This window comes from Peribacillus deserti (genome assembly GCF_002863585.1).
Taxonomy (GTDB): Bacteria; Bacillota; Bacilli; order Bacillales; family DSM-1321; genus Paraperibacillus; species Paraperibacillus deserti_A.
Genome location: NZ_PGUY01000027.1, coordinates 1 through 17,433, shown reverse-complemented (window position 1 = coordinate 17,433; position 17,433 = coordinate 1). Strand labels below are relative to the sequence as shown.

Genomic DNA, 17,433 nt, shown 5'->3' with positions numbered 1-17,433 from the left:
TTTGTGATATCCCCTGCCTTCGGTAATAGGAAAGCGGGGAATCATTTTGACTGAAAATTTGTTAATAAGAGATTATCCAGTGGACGACAGACCGAGAGAACGTTTTATTAATGAAGGGGCGAAAGCGCTGTCTAATCAGGAGCTTCTTGCACTGCTGCTTAGAACAGGTACCAGGAATGAATCTGTCATCCAGCTGTCTAACAGGCTGCTTACCCAGTTTGAAGGCTTGAGGCTGCTTACGGATGCGTCTCTTGAAGAGATGATGGCGCTAAAGGGAATCGGCGAGGCTAAGGCTATTCAGGTTCTGGCTGCTGTAGAGCTTGGAAGAAGAATCAGCAACCTGAGTTTTGATGAGAGATATGTGATTCGTTCTCCGGAGGATTGCGCTAATTACTGTATGAATGATATGCGCTTTTTGACTCAGGAGCATTTTGTATGTCTTTATCTGAACACTAAGAACCAGGTTCTCCATAGGCAGACCATTTTCATCGGGAGCCTGAATGCTTCGATCGTACATCCCCGAGAAGTATTTAAAGAAGCCTTCAGGAGATCAGCTGCTTCTATTATATGTGTCCATAATCATCCTTCGGGAGACCCTTCCCCGAGCAGGGAGGACATAGAAGTTACGAAGAGGCTGACGGAATGCGGGAAAATCATCGGGATCGATCTCTTGGACCATATTATTATCGGCGAAAAGAAATTTGTCAGTTTAAAGGAAAAAGGATATGTATGATGCTAGGAAAAACACTAGCGATACGATATAATATAATTTATGATTTTTAAGGGATATTTATAGTCCTATTTAAATGGAATGATAAAAATAGACCATTGAAACCTACTTCAATCTTACTATAAAAATGCATGTGTTCGGAAAGGGAGATACAGAAAATGTTAGGAATCGGAACAAGAGATCTTGGAATAGACTTGGGAACTGCTAATACGCTTGTATATTTAAAGGGAAGAGGCATTGTTTTAAGAGAGCCTTCCGTCGTGGCCCTTCAGACCGATACAAAGTCCATTGTGGCTGTGGGTAATGATGCGAAAAACATGATCGGCCGTACACCGGGGAATGTAGTGGCGCTGCGTCCAATGAAAGACGGCGTTATTGCTGATTATGAAACCACTGCGATTATGATGAAGTATTACATTAAACAGGCTACAAAGAATAAAGGCCTGTTTGCCCGTAAGCCTTATGTAATGGTTTGTGTTCCGTCAGGTATAACAGCTGTTGAAGAGAGAGCTGTTATCGATGCGACGAGGCAGGCTGGTGCACGGGATGCGTATACAATAGAAGAACCGTTTGCAGCTGCTATCGGAGCTAACCTTCCAGTATGGGAACCGACTGGAAGCATGGTTGTTGATATTGGCGGCGGTACAACAGAGGTGGCCATCATCTCACTGGGCGGAATTGTTACAAGCCAGTCTATCCGTATAGCGGGTGATGAAATGGATGATGCCATCATCAACTATATCCGCAAAAATTATAACCTCATGATCGGGGACCGTACGGCAGAGAGCATTAAAATGGAAATTGGTTCTGCAGGCGATCCTGAGGGCATTGAAAATATGGAAATCCGCGGCCGTGACTTATTGACAGGACTTCCAAAAACGATCGAAATCACTGCCGGGGAAATTTCTAAGGCGTTAAATGATACCGTTTATGCGATAGTAGATTCTGTTAAGAACACTCTTGAAAAAACTCCTCCTGAACTTGCGGCGGACATTATGGACCGCGGAATTGTCCTTACAGGAGGCGGGGCACTTCTAAGAAATCTTGATAAAGTAATCAGTGATGAAACGAAAATGCCTGTTCTTATTGCCGAGAATCCGCTTGACTGTGTCGCTATCGGCACTGGAAAAGCATTAGATCATATTCACTTATTTAAAGGAAGAACAAAGGAATCCCGTTACTAAATCACACGAATAGATTTTACTCTTACGGCTAAATAGTAAATGACAAAAAAAGAATGCTGTTAACCTGCCCTGATGCTTCTTTGGTGGAGTATTAGGGCTCGCTAATGGACTGAATTAAATAGAGGTGAAATCATGCCGCAATTTTTTCTGAACAAAAGGCTGATTGTGCTGCTGGTTAGTATTATCATCCTGGTGGCATTGATAGGGTTTTCTGTAAGAGATCGGGAAAAACTTAGCTGGCCGGAACAATTTTTAAAGGATACCACAGGCTTTGTTCAAAATATTTTTCATCAGCCCGTTCAGTTTGTTGCAGGTTTTGTTGAAAATGTAAATGATCTTCAGCATACATACCAGGAAAATAAACGATTGAAAACACGTCTGGACGAGTATGTAAAACTTAAATCAGAGGTCCAGGTGCTTGAAAAGGAAAATGTTGAATTAAGAGAAATACTAGATAAAGAGAAAAGTTTACGAAAGTTCGATCCTATTGAGGCCACCATCATTGCCCGCAATCCGGACATGTGGCATGAAAAGACGATCATCAATAGAGGTAAAATCCATGGTGTACAAAAAAACATGGCAGTCATTACATCCAAAGGCCTGATTGGAAAGGTGAAAAGCACGACTCAATTTACTTCGACTGTGCAGCTCTTAAGTTCATTGGATCCAAAAAACCGTATTTCTGTCGGAATTTATGGGAAGAAGACGATTTATGGCTTTATTGAAGGCTTCGATCAAAAAGAACGGCTGCTGTTGATGAAGAAAATCCCTTATGATGAAAAAATCAAAAAGGGGTCTGAAGTCGTGACTTCAGGTTTAGGGGGAGTTTTCCCGCCTGGCCTTCCAGTTGGAAAAGTGGAAAAGGTTGAATCCGATCAATATGGGCTGACTCAGGTTGCCTATGTTAAACCTGCTGCTGAGCTTTATGATTTAAACCACGTGATTGTGGTGAAACGAGAACAGACAGTTGATTCATCGGATGGAGCTGGTGCAGAGGGGGATGATTTGTGAGCCGCTTAATCATTCCGCTCTCCGCCTTTTTCTTTTTTTTGGCTGAAAGTACGTTCGCCGATTTGTTCGCAGGGGAACATTTTCACAGCTCCCGTATTTTCGTACCTCATTTTTTATTTATCTTTATCCTTTTTATCACCATATTTGGTTCTACTAAATATGGGATTATTTATGGTTTAATATTCGGCTTTCTGTTTGATGTCGTATATACAGAGATATTAGGGGTTTATGCCTTTTTATTCGCCTTCTTGGCTTTAGTAGTTTCGAAATTAATGAAACTTGTCCATTCAAACGTCTTTGTGGCAGCTTTACTATCAACCGTTGCTATTGCCTTGTTAGAAATACTTGTGTATGAAGCCAATGGTCTGATTAGAGACACAGGAATGAACTTTACTCAATTCGCAGCGATCAGGCTCCTGCCTACTCTGATTTTAAATTTCGCTGCTGTTATCATTCTAGCTTTTCCTATGAAGCGGATTATTGAAAAAGCGAATTTTGATGCGGAATAAATGATTTCCTTCTGCTTACAGTGCCGAGTCTATTAATTACCGCCTGCAGAGAAAAGGATTATGAAGAACAATGTCGAATATGTAATCATTGAGGTGAAAATTGACCGCCATGAGTAATAAATTACTGCAAAACGTTATAATTAAAGGAACAAAACAAGGGCTGACGCTCCATCTCGATGATTCATGTTCATTTCAGATGCTTATGCAGGAACTGGATGCTAAATTATCTGCGAATATCCGGACTCAGGAGAACAGCCCGCTGATTAAAGTGCGGGTGCATACAGGCAATAGATATGTAGATGAAAAACAGGAAGCGGAACTGAAAGAACTTATTTTAAAGAAAAAAATCTTTCAGATTGAAGAAATAAAATCCAATGTCATTACATTGGAAGAAGCCAAAAGGATGAAAGAGGAATCTGAAATGACCTCTGTCTGCGCGATCATTCGTTCCGGGCAGGTCATTGAAGTGCCAGGTGATTTACTGCTGATTGGAGATGTAAATCCTGGCGGTCAGGTTTCCGCGGGAGGCAGCATCTTTGTTTTAGGCACACTAAAAGGCATTGCCCATGCAGGCAAGCACGGAAAACTTGAAGCTGTCGTCACTGCTTCTGTGTTAAAGCCATCCCTGCTTAAGATCGGGGATATCATAAACCCCACACCTGAAAACTTTATGCAGGAGGCGCATGAAATGGAGTGTGCCTATGTAGAAGATGGGCAGATTATAATTGATAAATTGCAAGTGTTAAAGCGAAAAAGACCACATTTACATAAATTTGAAGGGGGTTTCTGATCGTGGGAGAAGCGATAGTGATCACGTCTGGAAAAGGCGGAGTAGGTAAAACGACTACATCAGCCAACCTGGGAACATCCTTGGCGATTCTTGGCAAAAAGGTATGTCTGGTTGATACCGATATCGGCCTGAGAAACTTGGACGTGGTAATGGGCCTTGAGAATAGAATTATATATGATCTTGTCGATGTAGTGGAGGGCCGCTGTAAACTCCATCAGGCACTTGTGAAGGATAAACGCTTTGATGATCTTCTCTACCTCCTCCCTGCCGCACAGACAAGCGACAAGAATGCGGTAACTCCGGCACAGATGAAGCAGCTGATTGATGGTCTGAAGCAGGATTATGATTATATTATCATTGACTGTCCCGCTGGAATTGAACAAGGTTACAAAAATGCAGTAGCGGGTGCTGATAAAGCTATTGTCGTTACTACTCCTGAGGTGTCCGCAGTAAGGGATGCAGACAGAATTATCGGGCTTCTGGAAAAAGAAGAAAATGTAGAACCTCCTAAGCTGGTCATTAACCGCATTAGAAGCCATATGGTCAAAAGCGGTGAAATGCTTGATATTGATGATATTACATCACATCTGTCCATTGATTTAATCGGAATTGTGGCGGATGACGACCAAGTCATTAAAGCTTCGAATCAGGGTGAGCCGATTGCTTTGGATCCAAACAACAGAGCATCGATTGCCTACCGTAATATAGCACGCCGGATCCTCGGTGAATCCGTGCCTTTAAAACCTCTTGATGAAGAGCCAAAAGGCTTTGTTGCGAAAATCAAAAAATTCTTCGGCGTCCGTGCCTAATCCCTTAACAGCCTGTCACAGTGGGCTGTTTTTTATTTTGGAACCAAATATGGGGACTGTCCCCCATTTCCCGATTATTTCCCACACTCAGACCTCACAGGACTCCTTCCTCCCAAGTACTTTTAGCAGCCTCCCCAAAAACACTGGAATATATAGGACAAGTAGCTCATACATTTTTTACAGGTATCGCTGTGTAAAGGGGGGCTTAAAATGAAGGACAGGCAAAAGGAAATCAGAGATAAAATCGCTAAAAGAAGAAAAATGCAGGGGCAGAAAAGAGACAGCTGGTCGGTTACTTATAATGAAGATCAGGACGGATTCCATAGTACAGCCAGCTATGAAATTCCTCCGGAAACAGATCATCCCTTATTTCGGAAAGAAGTTTTCTATTTTAAAATTCTTGTTTCAATCGTTCTTTTTCTTATGGTGGCCATCATGTTTAAAAAGCCGATTCCGAGGCTTGAGGAAACGAGGGATGTGGTCAATCATTATATGAAGAAAGAATTTCAGTTTGCTGCTGCTAAAGATTGGTACCAGGATACCTTTGGCAAGCCTCTTGTTTTTATTCCGTCCGACAAGGAGCCAGCAGTTACAGCGAAAAAGGAAAATCAGGAATTTGCTCTGCCGGCTGCAGGAAAGATTTCTGAGTCCTTCGAGGTTAACGGACAGGGAATGATGATAGAAACAGATAAAGATCAGCCTGTTGAATCTACCAAGGAGGGTGTCATCATCTTTACCGGGGAGAAGGATAAGCTGGGAAAAACGGTTGTCATTCAGCACAGTGATAAAAGTGAATCCTGGTATGGACATTTAGGTACCATTGATGTCCGCTTATATGAAACCGTGAAAAAAGGGAAAATTATTGGGAAAGTTTCCAATACAGAGGATGGAGCAAAAGGCACCTTTTATCTCGCTATCAAAAAAGGGTCTCAATTTGTAGACCCGAAACAGGTGATAGAGTTTGAATGAATACTTCACCCTGCTTACGAAGATAAAAATTCATTCCACTTTTTGGCTCGTATTAGGAATAGGGATCCTTACAGCGCAATTTATCCCAATCTGCCTGCTATTTTTAATCGTATTGATTCATGAGCTGGGCCACGCTGCTGCAGCCCAGTATTATTCTTGGAGAATTAAATCCATCAAACTTCTTCCTTTTGGCGGTGCATTAGAAACAGAGGAACATGGGAACAGAAGCCTTAGAGAAGATCTCATTGTGGCACTTGCCGGACCGGCACAGCATATTTGGCTGTGTGCAATAGGGTTTGTTTTGTTTCAATCGCAGCTTATCACTCATGAAGCGTTTTATCAGTTTTTCTACATGAATCTGGTGATTTTCCTGTTCAATCTTCTGCCTATTTGGCCTCTTGATGGAGGTAAGCTGGTTTTTGTTTGTTTATCCCAGAGGTATCCCTTTTTAGATGCTCATAGATTGACGATTATCGCTTCTACGATATTAGCGGGGCTGGGACTGCTGCTTTTTTCAATAGTAGCTCCTAATAATCTTAATATGTGGGTGATGGTTCTTTTTATCCTCTTTTCGCTCTTTATGGAATGGAAGCAGCGCCACTTTGTATTCGTACGGTTTCTTTTAGAAAGACATTATGGACGGAATGAACGGTTTCAAACACTAAGACCGATCCATGCAGATGTCAGCGAAAGTATTACCGATGTTCTAGGAAGGTTCCAGAGAGGCTGTAAACATCCGATCATTGTATCGAAGGAAGGCAAAGAACGCGGTGTTCTTGATGAAAATGAGATTCTTCATGCTTATTTTACAGACAAGCTGACAAATGTCAGAATGGGCGACCTGTTATACTCCTATTAACTATGGTATCCTTTCTTCAAGCGGAACAGGGCTTCGCCCGTTCCTTTTGAAGAAGGGATTTTTATATGAAGAAAATAATTGTTAATGCAAAGGGCAGAGAAAAAAGATTTGCGATGATCGAAAATAATACAGTCACAAAACTTGAGGTACACCAGCCCGGACATGAGAGTATAGCAGGAAATATTTATTGGGGCACTGTAACAAAAGTGCTTCCCGGCATGGATGCCGCCTTTGTCGATATTGGCGGGGCAAAACAGGGGTTTTTGCATAGAGATCAGCTTCCTTCCTATCAGCTTTCTGAAATGGATGTTAAAAAGAAGAAAAGTCTACCGATAGGACATTTTATCAGGCAGGGTGAAAAACTTATTGTACAGGCAGTCCGTGACCCGGAAGGAGCAAAAGGGCCAAAACTGACAGGCATTATTGAAATGACTTCTGATAAAATGGTTGCAATGTTTGGCACAAACTATATAGGTGTTTCAAAAAAAATGTCCAGTCTGGAAACCCAGAAGTATTGGAGAGAAAGGGCTTTTTCCAAGAAAAAGCCGGGAGAAGGCTTTATTATCAGAACAACTATGGAAAAAGCTTCAGAAGATGAATTTGATGCTGGACTGGAGGAAGTACGTAAGCGCTGGGAGAGTGTGTTGTCTAGAGCATCTTCGATAAACAAACCTGGGCTGCTTTTAAAAATGGATAAATTCCGGGAAGCGGTGCTGAGCCAAGCGGCACAGCTGGATGCAGTTATCATTGATGACTTTTCATTTTATCAGGATATAAGGAAAGAATTGACGGATCAAGCAGTGGAAGTGCATTTCGAACGTGGAGCTGAAAATATTTTTTCTATATTCCACATTGAAACAGAAGCTTCATCTGTATTTAAACAAAACGTTATGCTTACAGATGGCATTTATCTCGTGATTGAAGAAACAGAAGCATGTACCGTTATTGATGTAAATACGGGAAGCTTCACAGGGAAATCTGAAAAGGAAGCCACTCTTACACAAGCCAACATCATTGCAGCAAAGGAGGCGGCACGGCAGCTTCGGCTTCGTAATATCGGCGGCATCATTGTAATTGACTTTATGAATATGCAGGAAGAGCATAATAAAAGAAAGGTCGTGCAGGCATTGAAAGAAGCGCTGGCTGCAGATGAGATGCCTACACATATCGCAGGATTTACAGGTCTGGGCATGCTGCAGCTTACGCGCAAAAAAACATCGCCGTCCATCCATGAGAAGCTTATGGTCCCATGCCCAGTCTGCAGCGGCAGCGGAAGTATAGAAAGTGCGGAAACATTAGCATTTCGTTTGGAAAGAGAGCTTTTAGAAGCTCGGGGAAATGATTCAGAGGCAGTCTGGATAGAAGCCGCAGTAAATGTTATTGAGGCACTGGCAGGCTCTAAAAATGAACACTTGGAATTCGTTGAAGGGCTTGCAGCAAAAAAATTGATATTTACTAAACAGGACACCTCTATACCTCATTACCACATCCGTCACATGGGAAGTTTAGAAGAAATCCAGGTAAGAATTAAAGGTGAACACAACGTATAAATCTGTTCTCTAAAATAGTATTGACACATAGTCCAGGTATATGATAATATTTTCTATGTTATGTTTGTAGCACCCGTGCTACAACCGCGCAGATCAGGTTTTTTAAGAGTTTGCTAAAAGGCAGAACGCCTGTGATGGCGAGTCTGAGTTAATTAGAGGAGGTGCAAGTATATGTACGCAATTATTGAAACAGGCGGTAAACAAATCAAAGTTGAAGCTGGCCAAGCTATCACAATTGAAAAGTTAAACGCTGAAGCTGGTGAAGTTGTAACTTTTGATAAAGTTTTATTCGTAGGCGGAGACAACGTGAAAGTAGGAAGCCCGGTTATTGAGGGAGCTACTGTAACTGCTAAAGTTGAAAAACACGGCCGCGCGAAGAAAATCATCGTTTTCAAATACAAAGCGAAGAAAAACAACCGCAAAAAGCAAGGTCATCGTCAGCCATACACTCGAGTAGTTATCGACGCGATCAACGCGTAAGGCTAACGAATGATAAACGTTATTTTTGATTATGCCCGTAACGGTAAGATTCAATCTTTTACCATGAGCGGACATGCTGATTTTGCTGAACATGGTCTGGATATCGTTTGTGCAGGTGCATCGGCTGTTTCGTTTGGAACAGTGAACGCCATTATGGCGCTCGCGGATGTAGAACCCGAAATTGAGATGGAAGGCGACGGAGGTTACCTTAAATGTGTAATGCCCCGCTCTATCACCGGAGAGACATCTGACAAAGTTCAGCTGCTTCTGGAAGCCATGCTTATTTCCCTGCAGACGATAGAAAGAGATTACGAACAATATATAAAAATCACCATTAATAAATAGGAGGTGGAACATATGTTAAGACTAGATCTTCAGTTCTTCGCTTCCAAAAAGGGAGTAGGTTCAACAAAGAACGGCCGTGACTCTATCTCTAAACGCCTTGGCGCTAAGAGTGCAGACGGTGAATTCGTATCTGGTGGTTCAATTCTTTACCGTCAGCGCGGTACAAAAATTTACCCAGGTCAAAACGTTGGACGCGGTGGAGATGATACTCTATTCGCAAAAGTTGACGGCGTAGTTCGTTTCGAACGCCTAGGCCGTGACCGCAAACAAGTTAGCGTATATCCAGCTGCTCAAGAAGCTTAAATCCTGCATCTAAGAAAACTCTAACCTCCTGGTTGGAGTTTTCTTTTTTTAGCTTAAAATTCTGTTATACTTAAAGGAAACAATGAACAGGCTTTACGCCTCTTTAATATCAATTTGCGAAAACGGGAGTCTTCAGATGGAAAAAGAGTGGAATATAATTGACGCCATGAGACACTCCAGACATGATTGGCTGAATAAAATACAGCTGATTAAAGGTAACCTAGAGTTAAATAAGATAGATCGGGCCAAAGCTATCATTGAAGAAATAATCATTGAATCGCAAAGTGAAGCAATGTTGTCTCAGCTTAATATGCCCCTGTTTTCTGAACTGCTGCTTACCGGAAACTGGAATGGGTACTCGTTTAAAATTGAATATGAATTGCTGGGAAGCGGGAATGCAGGCCCTGAGCTGGACAAGTCTCTGACACATTGGACAAAAGAATTATTTTTGAACATTGAGACGGTGATTGAACCCTTTCTGGAAAGTACATTAACGATATCAATTTTTAAAGAAGCGAAAAATATACGATTTCTCTATGAACTGCAGGGTAATATAACATCAGAAGAGAAAATAAAGTCATTTAGTAAACAAAAGCACCATGGCTTACAGATAAATTTGTTAAGTATGAAACGTGGAGAACTGTCCATAGAGGTTATGGCAGACTGCTAAGAAGAAAAGACAACAGCTTTGTTTATACATATATGAAAAAGGAAGTGATGGAATGTTCGTCGATCAGGTCAAGATTTATGTAAAAGGCGGAGATGGCGGTAATGGATTAGTTGCCTACCGCAGGGAGAAATATGTTCCTAAAGGAGGACCAGCCGGCGGTGACGGCGGTAACGGCGCAAATGTTATCTTTGAAGTGGAAGAGGGCTTGCGTACGCTTATGGACTTCCGCTACCAAAGGCATTTTAAAGCACCTCGCGGAGAGCATGGTATGTCAAAAAACATGCATGGACGTAATGCCCAAGATATGATTGTTAAAGTCCCTCCGGGTACAGTGGTCATGGATGAAGATACAAAAGAAGTCCTTGCTGATTTAACGGAGCATGGGCAGCGTGCCGTTATCGCAAAAGGCGGACGAGGCGGAAGAGGAAACAGCAGATTTGCGACGCCGGCCAATCCGGCTCCGGAGATTTCTGAGAACGGCGAGCCGGGCCAGGAGCGCTATATCATCATGGAGCTCAAATTACTTGCAGACGTAGGCCTTGTAGGATTCCCGAGCGTTGGAAAATCCACCCTGCTTTCTGTCGTATCTTCAGCAAGGCCAAAAATTGCTGAATATCACTTTACCACCATTGCCCCAAATCTGGGTGTAGTGGAAACGGAAGACAATCGGAGCTTCGTTATGGCCGATCTTCCCGGACTCATTGAAGGAGCATCTGAAGGAGTGGGCCTTGGCCACCAATTCTTAAGGCACATTGAGCGGACACGGGTTATTGTCCACGTGATCGATATGTCCGGTCTCGAAGGACGTGATCCGTATGAGGATTATGTAACGATTAACAATGAGCTGAAAGAATACAATCTAAGGCTTACCGAGCGTCCTCAGATTATCGCGGCAAACAAAATGGATATGCCGGATTCCGAGGAAAACCTGAAATCATTTAGAGAAAAAGTGGGCAGCGATCTGCCAATCTTCCCGATTTCTTCTGTTACCAGAGAGGGAATCCGTGATCTGTTATTTGAAGTAGCGGATAAATTAGAAACAACACCTGAGTTTCCACTTGAGCATCAGGAAGAAGCTGAAGAAGGACAGGTTAACCGTGTTATGTACAAGCATGAAACACCGGATAAGGACTTTGTCATCTCCCGTGACTCGGATGGAACCTTCGTCATTTCCGGCTTCAATATAGAGAGATTATTCAAGATGACGAACTTCAACAGAGATGAATCAATCAAGAGGTTTGCACGACAGCTCCGCGCTATGGGTGTGGATGAAGCACTCAGGGAAAAAGGTGCCGAAAATGGAGATGTCATCAGACTTCTCGATTATGAATTTGAGTTTATTGAATAACAGGGTTAGGTTTAGGTAAGTTTTGCTCTTGTTATGGCCAATAATGTGCGGGGGAGAACATGAATAAAACAGATAGAAAATTTTATTTGGTTCGCGAAGACGTCCTTCCTGAGGCAATGCAAAAGACTCTGGAGGCCAAAGAACTGCTGGACCGCGGAAAAGCCGATTCCGTTCTTGAAGCTGTTCAGCAGGTGGATATCAGCAGGAGTGCTTTTTATAAGTACAGAGACACAGTCTTTCCGTTTCATACGATTGTAAAAGAACGGATCATCTCGCTGTTTTTTCATCTGGAAGACCGGTCGGGAACACTTTCGCAGCTTTTGGGTGTCGTGGCTTCTGCCGGATGCAACGTTTTGACCATCCATCAGACCATTCCTTTGCAGAACAGGGCAAACGTCACCCTGTCACTGAACACAAACGGCATGAAATCCGATATCGATCATCTTCTGTCACAACTGAGAAAACTTGAATTCGTAGAAAAAGTTGAGATTCTCGGGACAGGAGCATAACAAAAAGCGTGCAGCTAACTTGGCTGTGCGCTTTTGTTTTAGATGGGGACAGCGGTATCCAAGCTTTGAATAATTGAGTTGCTGCTTGGGAGCACGATAATAGTAATGATTGATATTATACAATTTTTTATGGCTAAGCACTGCTCATAATGTAAAATTTTGGGCCGGCATGCAAATTTACGCTGGAATCCACATAAAAAGGCTAAGCCACATAAATCAGTAAAACAGCCACATAAAAGTGGGGGAAAGCCACATAAAACGATGAAACAGCCACATAAAACGATGAAACAGCCACATAAAAGTGGGGGAAGGCCAATAAAACGATGAAACAGCTACATAAAAGTGGGGGAAACCCACATAAAACGATGAAATAGCCACATAAGTGTTACATTGTGAATTGAATTGGCTCATTCTCTTGTCGATACTTAGCCGCCCCCTTTAATCTGTATACTTCGAGCCTGATTTATAAAACGTTTAACAGTGCGAGTTAATCACTACCTGTTGGTCAATATTCTTGGTTGAAGGAAGGCTTTTCCACAACATAGTCCGGCAAAAATACATAAATTTGTTGTAATTATCAAAAAAATAGACTAAGATTAACAGTAATTTTTATTGTAGGGGAGAGACAGACTTGGGATATAAGGTAGCTTTTCTGGGACCTAGAGCGACATTTACAGACTTGGCTGCGGCAAAGCTGTTTCCTGATGAGGAAAGGATGCCTCTTCAGACCATTCCGGCGTGTTTTGAGGCGGTCCAGGAGAATCAGGCGGATATTGCGCTTATTCCGATTGAGAATACTCTGGAAGGCTCAGTCAATATTACATTAGATTACCTGGTTCATGAAGTGGATTTGCCGATCCAGGGGGAAGTAGTGGCGCCGATCAGCCAGCATTTGATGGTGCATCCGGCACATAGGGATCACTGGGAGAGTGCTGAAACGATTTTTTCTCACTCACATGCCATTGCTCAATGTCACAAATTTTTGCATAAAAACCTTAGAGGAGCCGCCTGTGAAGCCATGACTTCCACTGCAGCGGCCGCACAATATGTTTTGGCACATCCTGAGCTTAAAATTGCAGCGATTGCAAATGAACTGGCGGCAAAGGAATATAACCTCGAGATCGTCAAGCATAATATACATGATTTTGCCCACAATCATACCCGTTTTATTGCTGTTTCCAAGAAAGAGATTGATTTCGGGAGTCACTCTGAACAAGAAAATGGTGCTAAAACAACCCTGATGGTTACGTTGCCAGCGGATCACCCTGGAGCTCTGCACCAGGTACTCTCTGCTTTTTCGTGGAGAAAATTGAATTTATCCAAGATTGAATCCCGCCCCATGAAAACCGGGCTCGGGAATTACTTTTTTATCATTGATATCAATATGGAAATGGACCATGTGTTAATTCCGAGCACAATTGCCGAACTTGAAGCGCTGGGATGTTCCGTCAAGGTTTTAGGCAGCTACCCAAGCTTTTTAATTACCAATCAAGCGAAATCTTTTTGTTAAATCCAAAGAAGGTCTGACAGCGGTCAGACCTTCTTTATTAGTATTCGATTAAAAAACCGGACTTCTTTAATACCTGTTCTGCCTGGTTCAAAGTATTTTCATTGGATGCCGAAATGGTATGCAGGTGGATTCCTTCTGTCAGCTCGGAAAGATAGGCTGCTTGGGTCTGCCTGATTTTTTCAAGAAATTGGTCTACCTCATTGCGATTGGAAACCATGATGGATGCGGTTAAATCCCCATAGACAGGATGCTCCACTTTTACATCTCTAACAGTAACACCCAGGTCTACGAGTAAATACAGTTCTTCTTTGGCCTGGCATGGTGTGTGGCGGCATGCGATTGTCCTTTCTTGCAGGGCGGGTGAAACAGGGGAATGTAAATATAAATAGCCCTGGCTTGTTGCGATAATGGGTTCATTTCGTGCTTTTAATAATGTTATATCGCCAACGATGATCTGCCGGCTGACGTTAGCTTGGCGGGCAAGCTCTGAACCGGTGATAGGAGCCTGGGCTCCTTTCAATAATTCAAGCAGCCGGTTTCTTCTATTTTCTCCAAGCAGTTTTTTATCTTCTTTCATGCATCAACGCTCCTTATTTACCAAGGAAATTATTTTACTATTTTATCATAGGGTTTTAAGTAATGGCTAAATTGATACGTGGAGCTCCCGTGCAATATCTGAAACCGCGTGGGCAAGCGCCTGGATGTCTGCTGCCTACGTGACTTTCAAATGAAATTCGTATTAGCTCCTTTGCCTGATCAGCATCTTGGCAGAAACGCAGCCTATGAACTTGGGGTTCCACTGTCATAGATGGCGGTCCGGGATCTTTTGCTAAAATGCTAATAACAGAGGAAAATATCGAGGACCTAAAAATTTTATTATGGAAAGGACACTGCTCGGTTCACGAAAACTTTACCATGCAAAATATCGATCAAATCCGCTCGAAGAAGAAGGACATGAAGATCATGGTCCATCCGGAATGTTCTCGTGATGTAGTAGAACGGTCAGATTACAGCGGTTCGGCTCTTACATTTTTAATAGGATCGAAAACGCTGAGCCTGGAACAGAGTAGAGTGGACAGTCGGAATGAAAATGAACCTTGTGAACCGCCTTGCAACAATACATACAGACAAAACGATCATATCGCTAAATTCCAATATATGTCCATGTCTTACGATGAATAGAATCGACCCGCCGCATTTTTTGTGGTTCTTGGAATCTATTGAACAAGGACGGCCTGTTCATTCTATAAAAGTAGACAAGGAAACAGCAGAAGAAGCGATCCTGGCTCTTCACAGGATGATTGCAATTGGATAATGATTTGCCTCCTTTCCTTTGCAGAAAGGGGTTTATGTATGGAGCGGATGATGTGTTTAATTAATCTTGAAACTTCTGAAGAATTCTTGGATAAAAGGACCCTGATCGAAAAAGGTGATTATGTAAAAGAAAGGATTCACAAAGATAGACGCCGTTCTGCAGTATTGAAGGAATGTTGTAAAACGGATCAATAGTGGAAGAAAGGCAGCAGAAGCTCCGAATGAGCTAGAAAACACTCAGAGTTTTTATACATATTTCCATACATTATGTCTTTACTCCCTCCGTTGCTGATTGACTCGAAAGCAGCACGCCCCTCTGTACCAGAAAGGACTTTATCCTCCCGATCCTATAAAACTGCCAGACATTTGCCCCGAAAAGAAACTGCACTATAAAGAGGAAATTCCTATATTATTTCTGTCTTTCTCTTCTAAATAAATGTTTTCAGGCATAAGTTTTCATGAAAAAAACGTTAGCACTTTGCCCAGACCTTCATAGGATATAAGGACATTTGCATAGGAGGGAAGACAGCGTGAAAATTCATATAGCAAAAAAAGGGGAAACTCTTTGGAATCTGGCTAAAAAATATGGCGTGAATTTTGAACAGCTAAAAAAGCTGAATTCACAATTGAGCAATCCGGATATGATTATGCCAGGGATGAAAATAAAAATACCTGGTACTGCTAAACCGTTAAAAGCGGAAACAGGGTCAGGCGCAAAAATTACCTATAGCGCTAAGGAAGCTCCTAAAGGTGAACCGATTCCGTTTATAAAAGAGTCTGTAAAGGAAGCACCCATTGCCGCCGCTCCAGCAGAACAGGCGCAGCCGGCAGAGCTTCCGCAGGCACCGCCATCGGTAACACAGGCAACCCAGCCCGAAGTGACGGAAGCTGAAATTACTAATTACTATACGGCTAATATGGCTGATATGTCTGCACAAATGCCTACTCCGGGCCCGAGTATTCCAGAAAAACCACAAAATGTGCTTCCCGGCTTAATGATGGAACAGTTTCAGGATATGCCCATCACCGAAATGCCAATAAAGGGGCAGGCACCGGTAAAGGAAGCGCCAGTGCAGCAGGCACCGATGAAGGAAGCACCAATGAAGGAAGTACCAATACAAGAAGCTCCTGTCATGGAAGCACCGCCACAAGTACAAGGTGCTGCAGTTCCAGCGGAGGACCAATGTATTCCCATTTCACCTGTAATGCCGGGGACCGGCTATGATGAACCGATAAATATGGCGAATTTCCCATTCCCGGCAGCACCTATGTTTCCACAAATGCCGTTCTACCCGCAGCAGCATTTCATGCCGGAACACGGGGCATTTATGGAGCAGCCGAGTGTTCCAGAAGCACAAGGAATATATATGCACCCCCCTGCCCCCGAGCAGGTGCAGGGAACATACATGCCGCCTGTCCCCGAACAGGTGCAGGGAACATACATGCCACCTGCCCCCGAGCAGGTACAGGGAACATACATGCAGCCTCCTGTCCCACAGCAGGTACAGGGAACATACATGCAGCAGCCGCCCCTGGCTCAAGTGCAGGGAATGTATGCACAGCCGTCTCATATGCAGCAAGATGAAAGTTCTTTATTTGAATCTTCTTCCTATGCACCAGGAACGCTGCAGCCGTTTCCGGCTGCTGGATACGGGCATCAGAATTACCCATTATATGGAGGAGGCCAGCAGATGCCATTTATCCCGCACCCTGGTACACAATCGTATACAGGAGCTTATGAATCACCAAGTTCAGCTTTCGGAGGATCTAGCAGTATTCCGCATTCCTTGTATTACGGGCATCAGGTGCACGCGGGGCAGCCATGGGAGACACCGCAGCCCGCTCCTCAGCAGGTAATGGGTCAGTTTACGGCTCAGCCGTCGCTTGAGGCTGCAGCAGATGACTGCGGCTGCGGAGGAGGTCAGCCTATCCCTTTACATCCGGCAGTACCTACTCATGCCCAGGTACCACAGCCTTTCCCTCAAGGTCAAGGAGGTTATCAGCAAATGCCTGCCGGTTATGGGGTGCCTGGCGGATTCCAGGGAACATACCCTCAAGGTACGGGCTATTACGGGCAGCAGGTTCCCGGAGGATTTCCGCAGCAAAGCTTTCCGTCAGAGGAATCTCCTCAAATGGGAGCTTATAGCGGGGAAAGCCAGCAGTATCTGCCTGAATCGCCAGTTGATTCTCAGTCAGGAGGCGGATTTATCCAGGATCAAATGATGCAGAGTCAGCCGGATTATTATGCGCAAGGCTATGGCGGCCAGGGTCCAGCCGGATATGGAACGCAGTACGGCGGCCAGGGTCCAGCCGGATATGGAACGCAGTACGGCGGCCAGGGTCCAGCCGGATATGGAACACAATTCGGAGGGCAGGGTCCAGCCGGATATGGAACGCAATACGGAGGCCAGGGTCCAGCCGGATATGGAACACAATACGGAGGGCAGGGTCCAGCCGGATATGGAACGCAATACGGAGGGCAGGGTCCAGCCGGATATGGAACGCAATACGGAGGGCAGGGTCCAGCCGGATATGGAACGCAA

At 43.6% G+C, this 17,433-nt stretch carries 20 protein-coding genes, 1 pseudogene and 1 other annotated feature; of the genes and pseudogenes, 20 read left to right on the top strand and 1 reads right to left on the bottom strand.

What is annotated here, in order from left to right:
• Positions 1 to 43: 43 nt before the first annotated feature.
• From radC to pheA, 16 genes are all read left to right on the top strand, one after another.
• A complete protein-coding gene (gene radC / locus CUU66_RS08860) occupies positions 44 to 733 on the top strand; it encodes a RadC family protein (protein ID WP_101641329.1) in 690 nt (229 codons plus the stop codon).
• Positions 734 to 888: 155 nt separating this feature from the next.
• On the top strand, positions 889 to 1,914 hold the full coding sequence (locus tag CUU66_RS08855; protein ID WP_101641328.1) for a rod shape-determining protein: 1,026 nt from the start codon (positions 889 to 891) through the stop codon (positions 1,912 to 1,914).
• A 132-nt stretch (positions 1,915 to 2,046) separates the two neighbouring features.
• Positions 2,047 to 2,925 carry a rod shape-determining protein MreC gene (mreC, locus tag CUU66_RS08850; RefSeq protein WP_101641327.1) on the top strand — a complete coding sequence of 293 codons (879 nt, stop codon included), beginning with the start codon at positions 2,047 to 2,049 and terminating at the stop codon, positions 2,923 to 2,925.
• Positions 2,922 to 3,434, top strand: coding sequence for a rod shape-determining protein MreD (mreD, locus tag CUU66_RS08845; RefSeq protein WP_101641326.1), 513 nt, complete (start codon positions 2,922 to 2,924; stop codon positions 3,432 to 3,434). The genes mreC and mreD overlap by 4 nt, the downstream gene beginning before the upstream one ends.
• Before the next feature lie 109 nt (positions 3,435 to 3,543).
• Positions 3,544 to 4,224 carry a septum site-determining protein MinC gene (gene minC, locus CUU66_RS08840; protein ID WP_101641325.1) on the top strand — a complete coding sequence of 227 codons (681 nt, stop codon included), beginning with the start codon at positions 3,544 to 3,546 and terminating at the stop codon, positions 4,222 to 4,224.
• Between the two features lie 2 nt (positions 4,225 to 4,226).
• Positions 4,227 to 5,033, top strand: a complete 807-nt coding sequence (gene minD / locus CUU66_RS08835; RefSeq protein ID WP_101641324.1) for a septum site-determining protein MinD — start codon at positions 4,227 to 4,229, stop codon at positions 5,031 to 5,033.
• Positions 5,034 to 5,243: 210 nt separating this feature from the next.
• Positions 5,244 to 6,002: a M23 family metallopeptidase gene (locus CUU66_RS08830; RefSeq protein WP_101641323.1), complete on the top strand. Its 759-nt coding sequence runs from the start codon at positions 5,244 to 5,246 to the stop codon at positions 6,000 to 6,002.
• Positions 5,995 to 6,861: a M50 family metallopeptidase gene (locus CUU66_RS08825; protein WP_101641322.1), complete on the top strand. Its 867-nt coding sequence runs from the start codon at positions 5,995 to 5,997 to the stop codon at positions 6,859 to 6,861. The genes CUU66_RS08830 and CUU66_RS08825 overlap by 8 nt, the downstream gene beginning before the upstream one ends.
• Before the next feature lie 65 nt (positions 6,862 to 6,926).
• On the top strand, positions 6,927 to 8,411 hold the full coding sequence (locus tag CUU66_RS08820) for an Rne/Rng family ribonuclease (protein WP_101641321.1): 1,485 nt from the start codon (positions 6,927 to 6,929) through the stop codon (positions 8,409 to 8,411).
• 72 nt (positions 8,412 to 8,483) lie between these two features.
• Positions 8,484 to 8,566 (top strand) — a sequence feature (ribosomal protein L21 leader region).
• Positions 8,567 to 8,582: 16 nt separating this feature from the next.
• Complete coding sequence (gene rplU, locus CUU66_RS08815) at positions 8,583 to 8,891, top strand: 50S ribosomal protein L21 (protein WP_101641320.1); 309 nt, start codon at positions 8,583 to 8,585, stop codon at positions 8,889 to 8,891.
• Positions 8,892 to 8,900: 9 nt separating this feature from the next.
• Positions 8,901 to 9,236 (top strand): ribosomal-processing cysteine protease Prp, encoded by a 336-nt coding sequence (locus CUU66_RS08810; protein WP_101641319.1) that lies wholly within the window; start codon positions 8,901 to 8,903, stop codon positions 9,234 to 9,236.
• A 12-nt stretch (positions 9,237 to 9,248) separates the two neighbouring features.
• Positions 9,249 to 9,539, top strand: a complete 291-nt coding sequence (rpmA, locus tag CUU66_RS08805) for a 50S ribosomal protein L27 (RefSeq protein WP_101641318.1) — start codon at positions 9,249 to 9,251, stop codon at positions 9,537 to 9,539.
• Between the two features lie 136 nt (positions 9,540 to 9,675).
• On the top strand, positions 9,676 to 10,209 hold the full coding sequence (locus tag CUU66_RS08800; RefSeq protein WP_101641317.1) for a Spo0B domain-containing protein: 534 nt from the start codon (positions 9,676 to 9,678) through the stop codon (positions 10,207 to 10,209).
• 52 nt (positions 10,210 to 10,261) lie between these two features.
• On the top strand, positions 10,262 to 11,557 hold the full coding sequence (gene obgE, locus CUU66_RS08795) for a GTPase ObgE (RefSeq protein WP_101641316.1): 1,296 nt from the start codon (positions 10,262 to 10,264) through the stop codon (positions 11,555 to 11,557).
• A gap of 59 nt (positions 11,558 to 11,616) precedes the next feature.
• The gene (locus CUU66_RS08790) at positions 11,617 to 12,066 is read left to right on the top strand and encodes an ACT domain-containing protein (protein WP_101641315.1); all 450 of its coding nucleotides are present in this window, start codon (positions 11,617 to 11,619) and stop codon (positions 12,064 to 12,066) included.
• 631 nt (positions 12,067 to 12,697) lie between these two features.
• Positions 12,698 to 13,576, top strand: a complete 879-nt coding sequence (gene pheA / locus CUU66_RS08785; protein ID WP_101641314.1) for a prephenate dehydratase — start codon at positions 12,698 to 12,700, stop codon at positions 13,574 to 13,576.
• A gap of 37 nt (positions 13,577 to 13,613) precedes the next feature.
• On the opposite strand, the gene CUU66_RS08780 is transcribed toward pheA, so the two are convergent.
• Positions 13,614 to 14,153: a transcription repressor NadR gene (locus CUU66_RS08780; RefSeq protein ID WP_101641313.1), complete on the bottom strand. Its 540-nt coding sequence runs from the start codon at positions 14,151 to 14,153 to the stop codon at positions 13,614 to 13,616.
• Positions 14,154 to 14,410: 257 nt separating this feature from the next.
• Here CUU66_RS08780 and nadA (CUU66_RS25380) point away from each other — a divergent pair, with 257 nt between their 5' ends.
• The 4 genes and pseudogenes from nadA (CUU66_RS25380) to safA all read left to right on the top strand — a co-directional run.
• Positions 14,411 to 14,758 carry a quinolinate synthase NadA gene (gene nadA, locus CUU66_RS25380; RefSeq protein ID WP_101641312.1) on the top strand — a complete coding sequence of 116 codons (348 nt, stop codon included), beginning with the start codon at positions 14,411 to 14,413 and terminating at the stop codon, positions 14,756 to 14,758.
• Positions 14,655 to 14,891 (top strand): annotated as a pseudogene (gene nadA, locus CUU66_RS08770) (quinolinate synthase NadA); the annotation flags it as partial. The gene nadA (CUU66_RS25380) and the pseudogene nadA (CUU66_RS08770), both read left to right, overlap by 104 nt.
• 38 nt (positions 14,892 to 14,929) lie before the next feature.
• Complete coding sequence (locus tag CUU66_RS24105; RefSeq protein ID WP_180955220.1) at positions 14,930 to 15,085, top strand: hypothetical protein; 156 nt, start codon at positions 14,930 to 14,932, stop codon at positions 15,083 to 15,085.
• Positions 15,086 to 15,420: 335 nt separating this feature from the next.
• A partial coding sequence (gene safA, locus CUU66_RS25535) for a SafA/ExsA family spore coat assembly protein (RefSeq protein WP_257967940.1) occupies positions 15,421 to 17,433 on the top strand: 2,013 nt, incomplete at its 3' end.